Source organism: Gynurincola endophyticus (assembly GCF_003991195.1).
Classification (GTDB): Bacteria; Bacteroidota; Bacteroidia; order Chitinophagales; family Chitinophagaceae; genus Gynurincola; species Gynurincola endophyticus.
Genome location: NZ_RCWL01000005.1, coordinates 237,710 through 249,747, shown reverse-complemented (window position 1 = coordinate 249,747; position 12,038 = coordinate 237,710). Strand labels below are relative to the sequence as shown.

9 protein-coding genes are annotated in these 12,038 nt (G+C 37.2%); 5 read left to right on the top strand and 4 right to left on the bottom strand.

The genetic code is table 11. The features are described 5' to 3' along the window. The first annotated feature begins 119 nt into the window (after positions 1 to 119). The gene (locus D9O48_RS11580; RefSeq protein ID WP_126973138.1) at positions 120 to 1,859 is read left to right on the top strand and encodes a tetratricopeptide repeat protein; all 1,740 of its coding nucleotides are present in this window, start codon (positions 120 to 122) and stop codon (positions 1,857 to 1,859) included. Positions 1,860 to 2,285: 426 nt separating this feature from the next. Continuing rightward, positions 2,286 to 3,710, top strand: a complete 1,425-nt coding sequence (locus tag D9O48_RS11575; RefSeq protein ID WP_199750561.1) for a DHA2 family efflux MFS transporter permease subunit — start codon at positions 2,286 to 2,288, stop codon at positions 3,708 to 3,710. Here D9O48_RS11575 and D9O48_RS11570 read toward each other — a convergent pair. The 3 genes from D9O48_RS11570 to D9O48_RS11560 form a co-directional block, all read right to left on the bottom strand. Next, positions 3,688 to 4,359 carry a GNAT family N-acetyltransferase gene (locus D9O48_RS11570; protein WP_126973137.1) on the bottom strand — a complete coding sequence of 224 codons (672 nt, stop codon included), beginning with the start codon at positions 4,357 to 4,359 and terminating at the stop codon, positions 3,688 to 3,690. The two genes, D9O48_RS11575 and D9O48_RS11570, sit on opposite strands and share 23 nt — an antisense overlap. A 68-nt stretch (positions 4,360 to 4,427) precedes the next feature. Further along, positions 4,428 to 5,114, bottom strand: a complete 687-nt coding sequence (locus D9O48_RS11565) for a response regulator transcription factor (protein WP_126973136.1) — start codon at positions 5,112 to 5,114, stop codon at positions 4,428 to 4,430. 2 nt (positions 5,115 to 5,116) lie between these two features. Further along, the gene (locus D9O48_RS11560) at positions 5,117 to 6,724 is read right to left on the bottom strand and encodes a sensor histidine kinase (RefSeq protein WP_126973135.1); all 1,608 of its coding nucleotides are present in this window, start codon (positions 6,722 to 6,724) and stop codon (positions 5,117 to 5,119) included. Between the two features lie 159 nt (positions 6,725 to 6,883). On the opposite strand from D9O48_RS11560, the gene D9O48_RS11555 reads away from it, so the two are divergent. The 3 genes from D9O48_RS11555 (at position 6,884) to D9O48_RS11545 (ending at position 11,572) form a co-directional block, all read left to right on the top strand. Further along, positions 6,884 to 7,738, top strand: coding sequence for a GLPGLI family protein (locus tag D9O48_RS11555; protein ID WP_126973134.1), 855 nt, complete (start codon positions 6,884 to 6,886; stop codon positions 7,736 to 7,738). Positions 7,739 to 8,110: 372 nt separating this feature from the next. After that, complete coding sequence (locus D9O48_RS11550; protein ID WP_126973133.1) at positions 8,111 to 8,971, top strand: GLPGLI family protein; 861 nt, start codon at positions 8,111 to 8,113, stop codon at positions 8,969 to 8,971. A gap of 9 nt (positions 8,972 to 8,980) precedes the next feature. Next, the gene (locus tag D9O48_RS11545) at positions 8,981 to 11,572 is read left to right on the top strand and encodes a TonB-dependent receptor (protein ID WP_126973132.1); all 2,592 of its coding nucleotides are present in this window, start codon (positions 8,981 to 8,983) and stop codon (positions 11,570 to 11,572) included. Here the strand turns inward: D9O48_RS11545 and D9O48_RS11540 are convergent. Further along, complete coding sequence (locus D9O48_RS11540; protein ID WP_126973131.1) at positions 11,569 to 12,036, bottom strand: GyrI-like domain-containing protein; 468 nt, start codon at positions 12,034 to 12,036, stop codon at positions 11,569 to 11,571. The genes D9O48_RS11545 and D9O48_RS11540 overlap by 4 nt on opposite strands. Positions 12,037 to 12,038: the final 2 nt, after the last annotated feature.

The window sequence follows — 12,038 nt, the reverse complement described above, 5'->3', positions numbered from 1 at the left end:
ACTGAGTAGACAAAAGTTTATCAAGTACCCCTTAAATATTAAAGTTTCACTAACATTTAATGGTAAATGCTAAGGCAAAAACACTAATTTGTACCTTCGCCCTCATTAACAGGAGGCAGATGATGCGTTTGTATTTTTTTTCACTTTTGATAGTAGGGTTACTTGCTGGGTGTGACAGTGAAAAAGTTGATCCGATCATAGAAAAACATATCCGGCTATGGCAAAAAACCGGTATTGACCAATCTATTATTACCTATGAAGTGGTAGCCGATCTTATCAACCGTCAGGACTCAGCTCTTTTTGAAAAAGAAATACTTGCACTTTATAACTATCTCGGTCATCATCCTGACAAAAGAATTGAAGCACAAACTCTTCTTTATCACGTTCTTGGGTCAAAACTACTTCGTTTAACACATATTCCGGATGTTCAGCTTCTTGATAAAGCAGCACTGCTGGCAGAACAATTGGGTGATGAAATGCTCAGTTCAGAAATTTATGCAGTGTATGCTACACTCTATGGTCATGATGGTACTTACTTGTTTTATAGCTTAAAATCACTGGAAATTCAGGAAAAATTCGGGCTCGAGTATTTCACCTATGTACAAAACAGATTCTTCGATATCAGCAGAACTTTATTAAATGCAAAAGAATACCGGAAAAGTATTTATTATGGTATGGAAAGCCTTCGCCAGGTAATGACCACCCAACGCGTTTTTGATACCGGCATCTATGTTTACATTTTTGATATTCTTGGAAACGATTACTTACATTTGAATGAATTAGACAGCGCTCAAAAATATTTCAGTCTTGGTCTGGAATATACTCCGAAAATATTTACAGAAACACGTGAACGGAATTTATGGGTCAGTATTTTTACCGGTAACGCAGCACAGGTAGATTACCTGAAAGGCGATTATCAACAGGCTCTTCAAAAAACTTTTACTCACTTTGATACAGCGTTCAAATATGAAGATCATTTGAATATTGCCATTGCCGGCAACAGGCTGGGAGATTTATATCTTCGGGAAAAAGAATACACCGCTGCAGAGAAATATTTCCGCCTCGCATTAGAATCAGCGCAGCTCAATCAGGCCCATGCTTACGCTTCGTATGCCGCTAACAAACTCAGAGATCTTTCTATTCAGCAAAAACACTATCAAAAAGCACTTGAATACGAACAACTTTTTACCAGATTTACTCAGGAACATCAGCAATATCTCGATCTGATTAACCTGAACCGCCTGCAGGCGATTCAACAAGTTGAACGTACACAGGGAGCTCTTGCCGAATCAAAAGCCGAATTGGAGAAAGAAAAAGTTAAAAGAAACAACATCACATACCTCTTTCTTTTTCTTTTCATCATCGCCGTCGCTATTACTTTACGTATGCGAATGAGAAATCAACACCGTGTGTTAATGAGCAAAAAAGAAAAAGAAACCTTTGCTATTGAAATGGCTTTTTCAGAAGCACAAATACAAAACTTCAAGAATAACATCATTGAAAAAAATAAACTGATTGAGGAGCTATCCGCAAAAGTTAACATCAGTCAGAAAACAGAATTGAATCAATCTTTATTCGAACAAACCTTAATAACAGAAAAAGAATGGGAGCGGTTTAAGCTCGAATTTCTGAAAGTATACCCTCACTTTCAAAAAGTGGTGAAAGAGCATCTCCCTCATCCAACCCCTGCCGAGCAAAGGTTATTATCGCTCATTGTATTAGGCCTTGACCATCAGCAAATAGGAAATGCACTGGGCATCAGTAAAGACAGTGTGGCCCGAAGTAAGCGCAGGCTGCGCCATCGTCTTATGATAAACGGTCCGATAGACCTTGAAGAATTGCTGAAAAAAATCTCTTAAACCATTTCGTAAAACACTGCCTTTTAATGTTTTTTATATTTCATAAATAAACAATATCAAATGTCCGCCTTTTGTCCTCATTCAATTCTATTTTTATTGAGCAGTTTAGCTTAAATTTAAATAAGCACGGGCACCGGAAACATTTGTTTATTATTATTCTAAATAATGCCATTAAACTTTATCCACCACTCATCTTGTTTCAAGATGAGTTTTTTTTAAATTAATTACGATTAGAAATAATTTTAAATTACAACTAATTTAATTATATTTGAATACTTATTTTGATTCCTATTATCAATAGAAGTTTTAGTCAATAACCCCCAGGATCATTGGGGGTTTTTTATATTTGTACCTCCACCCATTTCTACACACCTGATGTTGTTGCCGGAGGAATAATAATTGTATTCACTTTTGAAATGATATATCTTGACCAGTGTTACATTACCCGATGAGAAGATTCAGAAAAACCTACCCTGGATTGCAGCGCTTGCAATGTTCATGCAGTCGTTAGATGCCACTATTCTCAATACAGCTTTACCTTCTATTGCCAGAGATCTTAACCGCTCCGCATTGTCGATGCAATCTGTTATTGTTTGTTATACATTGACATTGGCGCTACTGATTCCTTTAAGCGGCTGGTTAGCTGACAGGTTCGGATCGCAAAAAGTTTTCATACTGGCGATGTCACTTTTCACATTAGGTTCATTTGCCTGTGCCGTTTCGCAAACACTACCCGAACTGGTTGCTTCCAGAATTTTACAAGCAGTGGGTGGATCGATGATGGTGCCCGTATCACGTTTAGCCATTCTTTATACTTATTCAAAAGATAAACTTTTAACAGTTATCAATTTTATCACCATTCCCGGATTGGTGGGGCCGATTGTAGGGCCCACCCTCGGAGGCTGGCTGGTAGATATTGCCTCCTGGCACTGGATTTTTCTAATCAATATTCCCATTGGTGTAATAGGAGTTTTATGGGCAAGGAAAGTAATGCCAGACTATAAACAGGCAAAGAAGAAATTTGACTTTTCGGGTATGTTGCTATTCGGCGGATCGCTGGTTTTGTTAACCGTCGGCATTGAGTTGGGAAGTGAAAAGGTAATTGCCAAATGGTGGCTACTCGCCATTATCGGATTAGGTTTTTTATTAATGAACTTATACTACTGGCATTACAAAAGAACAGAAAGTCCGATTATCAATCTTCATCTGATACGTATCCGAACATTGAGGATAGGTATTTTCGGAAATCTTCTTACCCGGCTAGGCATAGGGGGAATGCCCTTGATGCTTCCTTTATTATTTCAGGTCGGATTACAACATAGCGCCATGGTATCAGGCATGATGATGATACCTGTAGCACTCAGTGCAGTACTGATTAAACAATGGGTAGTACCGATTGTACGTTTCCTCGGATACAAAAAAACACTCTTAATAAACACGATTATTATAGCTGTTGTTATCAGTCTCTTTTCTTTCACTGATACATCTACCCCACTGCCTAATCTGATTCCATTACTGGTAATTTTCGGTGCAGTAAATTCAATACAGTTAACTGCAATGAATACATTATCACTATCCGACCTTGACCAGCAAACAGCTTCAGGAGGCAATAGTATTCTGATGGTTATGCAACAGTTGTCTATGAGTTTAGGAATTTCCGTAGGAGCTTTTCTTATTTCAACTTTCAGAGAAATCAGAGGAGTAGAAAGCTACACCAATCTACAACCTTTCCATGATACATTTCTTACCATGGGTATCATTACTGCATTATCGAGTTTGTTGTTTCTGAGATTAAAGAAAACGGACGGAGCGGAGCTGGCCGGAAATATTACTGAATCTCCCAAAAGCTGATTTGCCTTCTGAACTCAAACCCCGATTGCCTGTATAATTCTATAGCGCCGGTATTAGCCGACAAAACGTGCAAAAAAGGAATTTTATCTTTTAGCAGAATATCATTTACCACTGCCTGAATAATTTTACGTTGTAATCCGCGCTTCTGATAATCCGGATGTGTTACACATCCGCTCACCTCTATGAAGTTATTCGTCTGCATCCGTTGACCGCCTACCGAAACTAATTTACCCTGATCAAAAATTCCATAATAATTTCCCAGATCGGGGGTTTGTTCTTTTATGTAACCCGGTTGAACAAGGCTGATCAGCTCAACAATTTCTTTACGATTTGAATCATTTAACAAAGTAACTACCGGATCAATATTATCAAATGGCTGAGCACCTTTCCACACCATCTGATCACATGGAAGTTCTTTTTTAATAGATAAACTTTTGGGGAGTGAAGGCTTGTCTCCGACAAAGTAAAAATGAGGACTTAACTGGGAATAAATTTCCAATGAATTCGCAATTTTGTTGGGATACAAAGATGCCGCGAAGTCTGCATACTCAGGTAAATAGGCCTGCAAGTGCGGAAATAATGCAGCCTGTTGATCTTGTACATCCCATAACGCGTACCATACCGGATTATCTAAATGTTCCCAATTCATACTTGAAATTAATTAAATAATTCCGGAATTGGAAATTGAGAAATGTAAATGAAAAGTAAAAAACAGGTTTAACTTTCAATTAAAAGTTTATAGCCTATTCCTCTGATATTGATAATTTTTATTTGCGGGTCTTCGTTCAGATATTTTCTGAGTTTAGTAATATATACGTCCATACTCCGGGCATTAAACATAGATGCTGTTCCCCATATTAATTCAAGCGCAATGGTTCTGTCTAATACATCATTTTTATTTTCATAAAGCATTTTTAACAGCATCGCTTCTTTATAAGAAAGTTCAATGGTTTCGCCTTTTATTAATAAGGTTTGTTTTTTGAAATTAAAAGAGTACTCGCCTAGTACAACAGTTTCTGTTTCCGGAATTTCCTGATAGCTTAAATTTTTAGTGAGGTGACGCATTCTGATGATCAGCTCCTCCATACTGAACGGCTTCTTCAGATAATCATTTGCGCCGGCATTAAAACCTTCAATCACATCTTCTGTAGTAGATTTAGCCGTTAAAAAAAGAATCGGTATGTCTTTATTAACAGCCCTTATCTCTTTTGCCAATGAAAATCCGTCTTTCAGGGGCATCATTACATCGAGCACACAGATATCAAATTTTTGGTTTTTGAACTTTGAAAATGCTTTCACACCATCAATTGTCCATTCCACCAAAAAGTCTCTGCTTTCAAGCGTTTCTTTTATGATTTTCCCCAACAAAGGTTCATCTTCTGCCAGTAATACGTATATTTTCATATTTAAAGAATAGGTAGAGTAATTGTAAATTCAGTAAAAGAATCGGGTTCACTTTCTACGGATATAGTTCCCTGGTGGTTTGCTATTATTTTAGAAACATAACTCAAACCCACGCCAAAACCTTTCACATTATGTACATTGCCGGAAGGAACACGGAAAAACGTATCAAAAATATAAGGTAAATATTGTTCACTGATGCCTCGTCCGTTATCACGGAAAGTGATAACAACATTTGATTCGTTTTTAGTTACTCTTATTCTTATTTCCGGATCACCAGATTTGTATTTAAAACTATTGTCAATCAAATTCACAAATACATTGTTCAGATGGAATTGGTCTACATTGATCATTGGTATATCATTCTCCACCTGCAGATCAAAATGAGCATTATGTGCTTTACCCAATGTTTTCATCTGATCGATCGATTTGCCGATGAGTTCAGGTAAATGAGTGGGTGTCAGTTTCAGCTTGAAAGTAGTTTCTTTCGAAATATTCAACACCTGCTCAATCATTCTGTTAACTTTCTTCAGCTCACCTTGTGCGATATCAAGATATTCATCCATTTTTTCAGGCTGGTCGCGCACACCGAAATTTTGAATCGATTCAAGTGCCAGTGATACGGTAGCAATCGGCGTCTTGAATTCATGTGTCATGTTATTGATGAAATCGGTTTTCATCGAGTCTAACCTTTTTTGTTTATTGATAATTCTGAATAACTGATAAAACAATAAAACCAATGCCGCCACTACTGACAATGAAATAAATATACCGAACAGAATATGTTTAGCCCAGTAGCCCGACTTCATGGTAGTATTCAGGTAGAAGATGACGGGCTCAGATTGACCTAGTTCTCTTTTAAAAAAGTAATCATCAACGCTCTCTACAAAATCACCACTATAATACACCACCGAATCTTCATTTACATTTCCTACTCCATACTGATACTCAAAAATTTCTTCATATGGTGTGTATAGTTTCTCAAGTACCGTATCAAGACTTTTATATATTCGCTTCATTTTATCACGGTAGTCTTCATCATCATATACAATCTGAATTACGATGTCTCTGTCAGATCCTTTATCACTACAGGTATCGCACTTTGGGGTGTCTTTATTTACGTTCTTATTTACATGTACGCTTTTTATCCGTTGCGGGTCTAGCCCGTCCAAATTAATATCAGGATTACTTTTATTCAATACCAGATTAATAACTGAATCCGGCTTTGCTACGGAGTCATACTTATAATCAAAACTAATCCTGGCAGTAGATTTGGTACCAATGATCTTCAGACTATCGGCAGAAATCTTTCTTATAGTATCCGGGCTGGTGATGCCTCTGATGGTAATATTTGTTTTAGTATTTATTTTACCGGTTCCTTTCACTTCTCCAAAAGTCAGGTTAGTAGTACCGGCGGTTCTGAAAAATCTGGTTCGCTGCATCTCGCTGTACTGAGCGTTCAAATCATTGAAATTATTCAACACGACCTCATACACTTTCGCTTTCAAAAGCTGGTACTGACGGTTCAGGAGGTATCCCTGATATACCAATAGAAGCACCAGTACGGCGCCTATCAGCAGATAGATACGTTTTAAGTCATTACCCTTTTTCATCTGTCAAATCTATGACTTAACTACAAAAGAACAGAACACTATAACACAATTTCACAATTTGTAACACTTTTTAACACTGTAGAAAAATAGTAACACTAATTAACACTTGAAATTCAGCGGGCTTAGCGGATTTCTTTCTTTTTGTAAAAAATAAGATTCATGAAAAAGATTGTTCTAATTGCAGCAGTATTATTCGGTATAACCACCCTACAGGCTCAGGTTACAGAACCGGGTCTGGCCTATGTAAAATATCATATCAAATTTGCGAACGACACCAATAACAGAGCAAAATATTTTGAAACTGATATATACACAGTAATCGGTAAGGAATACAGTGTTTATACCATGCGTCTTCCTGAGCCGCCTGCACCGGAAACAAATCTATCCAGCGGTGGTACGGTCAGAGTAACCAGCAATGTTTCTTACGCTGCCGGAGCACCACCTATCATGGAACCGTTCTTTTACAAATTTCCGTCGAATGAATTAATCTCTATAGGCAGATTCGGTTCTGACTTTATGGCTATTGTTGACCAGGTACCTACCAAATGGAACATTACCGAAGAAACAAAAGAAATCGGTGGCTATGATGCACAGAAAGCAACTATTCACTGGAAGGGAAGAGACTATGAAGTTTGGTTTACCAAAGAGATTCCTTTCGCTACCGGACCATGGAAATTTGTGGGCCTTCCGGGATTAGTATTAGAAGTAAAAGATAAAAGTGGTGATATTCATATAGAATATGCAGGATTCGACAAATTTGACGAACCACGTCCTTTCACGCTATACTACAGTACTCCGAAGCTGGTAAGCTATACAGATTTTGTAAAAACACGTAAACAGTTTCAGGATAATGCCGGCAGTCATCTGGACAATATGCTGAACAGCAATCCGGGGGCAAAAATTACCATCAAAGGTAAAGACGGCCAGGAAATGTCTATTGACGAGATGAAGGCAATGATGAAGAAAAGTGCGGAAGATGGTAAAAAAAGAAATAATAACCCCGTAGAATTCTAAGATATAGCCATGAAAACAAGCCTGTTTGCTGTTCATATTCTTCTGCTTTCGGGCAGCTTGTTTTCTCAAAACATAGAAGGTACCATTGCTAACAAAAAGCAATGGTCCTCTTGTTTACTGCCAATCATCCGGCAACTGATAAAAATCCAACCTTAAAAAACTACCCTGTTTTAGAACAACAACAAAAGTTATTCAACTGTCAGAACACTTACAGTTAAGCATACCTGCGTAAGTATTCTGAACCAAAAGAGTCTGTAACACAATTTCACAATTTGTAACAGTTTTTAACATTATTCAAAAACTGCAACACTAATTAACACTTGAAATAAAGTTAGTAACTCCATTTTGTGTCATTTTGTAAAAAGATAGGTCATGAAAAGAATCGCTTTACTAACATCAGCTTTGTTCTGTATATACTCACTAAAAGCGCAAACCGTAGAAAATGGTTTGGCTTATGTAAAATATCATATAAAGTTTGTAAATGACACTACCAACAAAACGAACTTTTATGAAACAAATATTTATACCGTTATTGGTAAGGAATTTAGTCTTTATACGCTTATACTTCCCAAAGAAAAAGAACCTACACCAAATAAAGGAAATTCATCTATAGTAACCAGCAGAAGCATGGCATTTGTTTCAGGCAGTAGTCCTATAGTTGAACCATTTTATTACAAGTTTAAGTCTAATGAATTAATGGCTTTAGGACAATTCGGTTCAGAGTTCACAGCTTTAGTAGATGAACGTCCTACAAAATGGAATATAACAGAAGAAAAGAAAGAAATTGGTGGATATGAATCGAAGAAAGCCACCATCAGTTGGAAAGGGCGTGATTATGAAGTATGGTTTACGGAAGAGCTCCCATTCACAACCGGTCCGTGGAAATTCACCGGCCTTCCGGGATTAGTACTTGAAGTAACCGACAAAAGCGGTGACATTTCGATCACCTATGAAGGATTCGACATGTTTGACGAACCGCGTCCTTTAACTATTTTCCAGGGTACTCCCAAAACAGTTAGTTATAAGATTTTTTTAACCACCAAGGAAAAGTTTCAGGATAATACCGGCGCTTACCTGGAAAGTTTAACCAGCGGTAATCCTAACTCTAAAATCATGATTAGTAGTCCAAACGGCGGCGACAGTCGTGAAATTTCAATAGACGAGATGAAGGCAATAATGAAACAAAGTGCGGAAGAAGACAAAAAAAGAAACAATAACCGGATAGAACTTTAATCTATAGCAATGAAAATAAATATACTGCTGATTTGCATTTTATTAGGCCCCTTTGCACTTTTTTCTCAAAATATAGAAGGCTCCATTGTCAATAAAACAGGGAGTGCGATCTCTTTTGCCACCATCAACCTGCTCAATGAAGAGCTGCAGGTAATTAAAACCGTTTCCAGTTCAGATCAGGGAAGGTTTTCTATACCCGTATCTGACAGCCTTAAAAAAACTGCCAGATATTTGCAGATTCAACATATTAGTTATCAAAAAAAACAGGTTACCATAGACTGGAGTAAAAAAGATTACAAAATAGAACTTGAAGAAAATAAAAGCCTGCTTGATCAGGTAGTGGTTAAAAGCCGGCCAATGGTAAAACAAAAAGGTGATACCATGAGTTACAATGTAAGCTCTTTTGCCAAAGAGGAAGACAGAAGTATCGGAGATGTGATGAACAGGATGCCGGGAATGCAATATACTGATGACGGTAAAATATTTTACAATGGTCAAAGAGTAAACAACTTGCTGGTAGAAGGCGACAAAATACTGGGCAACAATACTAAACTCGGAGGTGACGCTATTCGTAAAGATCAGGTAAAAGATCTGGAAGTAATCAGCGATTATCATGATAAAAAAATGATGAAAGGAAAAACGGAAAGTGAAGAACTTGCAGTGAATTTAAGGTTGAAAGAAAATCTTCCGGTTAAGCTTACCAGTTTACACCAATTAGGGGTTGGTTATCCAAAACTCTACGATGTAAAGTCTGACTTAACCGCTTTTAATCAACGTTTCAAATTCATCAGCAGTACCAGTTTCAATAATATCGGAAAAGACATCGCACCTGAGAACACTTTCACCAATATGATTAACGGTTCTACAGCCAGTACCCCTTCCATTGATAAGAATCGCTATTACAATAACCAGTCGTGGGCCAATTCAACTGCTTTTTCAAAGAAACTTTTAAAGAAATATGACTTTAATCTTCAGGGAGGTTTCTTTGCCGATAAAGAAATATTCGGAAGTCAGAATCAACAAAAATACCTGCTTGAAAATGATAGTTACACTTATACAGAACAACAATCATTCAGAAGCAAACCTTTAGCAGCAAATATTGGTGCCACTATTGAATCAAATGAGTTTACACATTTCTTCAGAAACAAAACTCAGTTTTTATACCGGCAGCATCATTTAACCTCTAACAGTTTATTGAACGATCAGCCTGTTGATCAGAAATACAGTAACCGTCATATGCATTTATCGAATAACCTTGAGTACAATAAATCACTGAAAAAAGGTTATACCCTGAACTTCGGCTGGAAATTTAATAGCATCCAGGGTACGGAAGATCTATTCGTTTCACCGAATATTGCCATTGAACAATTAAGTAATGCAGACCTTCAGCAATCTGTGAAGTTGCCGAACTGGAACACCACGGTGAATGCATCTCTAATGAAGAAAGTGGGAAACTTTAATCTTTCATTAGGTGGAGATTATACATATACGAATCAAAACCTTCATTCATTACTTGGAAATTATGAGAATACGTTTAATGCACTTTGGTTAAACCAATTCAGATGGAGAGAACAAAGAGCTTCATTAAAACCCAATTTGTTCTATAAAAAAGATAAATGGCAATTCAGTATAGGAATACCGTTTAACTATGGCAACTGGAACCTGACAGATACTATTGCCAGTTACAGCAACAATGAAAACAGATGGTATGCCGAACCGAGAGCCTTTGCAAAATACAGTTTCCATGATCATCATTACATACAACTAACAGGCGCCTTTAATAAGCGATTCGAAGGAATCAATACCATGTACAGAAGTCCTATTCTGACCAATTACAGAACAATGGAGCAAAAGCTTAACTCGTTAAACTATAAAAATGCTTACATGGGTATATTAGACTGGAAATTCTCTGAAGCGATGAGTTTATTTTATCTGAATGCCGGTGGTACTTATTTTTCTCAAACGGCCAATTTTATCATTTCATCCAGACTTACTGAAAATGGAATTGAAAACTTTACAATTCCTATGGATAATAAAGTAGACAACTGGGAAGCTCGTGCAGGCACAAGTAAAATTGTACATAGCACAAAAACTAATATTAATCTGAATTTAAAATCAAACTGGGCTTTCTATAATCAGTTTTTAAATAACGACCTGTATGCGTATATACAACGTACATCCAATGTAGAATTCAAAATAACCCAGGAGTTTGGATCAAAAACTACACTCACCAGTTCCTGGACACATCAAAACAGCAGCAATAAATTACGGGAATTGAATGACAAAATTCCGGCTACCAATTTTACTGCAAACCGTTTGGATACAAGATTAAGCTACATTGCGCTGGGAAAAATTATGGCAAGCATGTCATGGAAGTTTCACCATGTGCAACAAAGCAACCAGATGAACTGGAACTATCATTTCCTGGACGCATCTGTTCGTTACAAAATGAATAAAAAATATGAACTGGAACTGATGCTTTATAATCTTACAAATGTTCGCAGATTCGAAACCTATTCACTAAATTCCATTGTACAAAACCACGCAGTGTATGAACTGAGGGGAATGATGGGATTATTAAAATTGAACTTTGCGCTTTAACCGGTTACTTCTAATATCCTTACATATATATCAAATACGAAATAATCGGCCTGATGGCTGGTTAAATCGTAGATTTCAAAATGCGGATGATCATTATGATCGGGAGTAAACTCCAGCTGATGCTGCTTCATCCATACAAAGATTTTATGAAACGAAGCAGGCGTATCTAAACCTTCATGGCGGTATTTAACAAATCTTCCGGCAGGAATAGTCCATAACTCCATATCAACCGGTAAAGTTGCTGAATCATTCAACAAAAAGCCGACACCCTCGTTAAATATTCCCTCTTGAATATCTTTGGTAATACAAATGAGTTCGAGAGGGTTTTTCTTTAGCCCACTTAGATAATCGGGAGCACTTAATTTTTGAAAAACCGGCGGCACCAATACAGATAACTCTTCAAAACCACAGGAAACAGGTATAACAGCAACAGTAGTTGCAGGTAGCTGTACGATCTCCATCATGA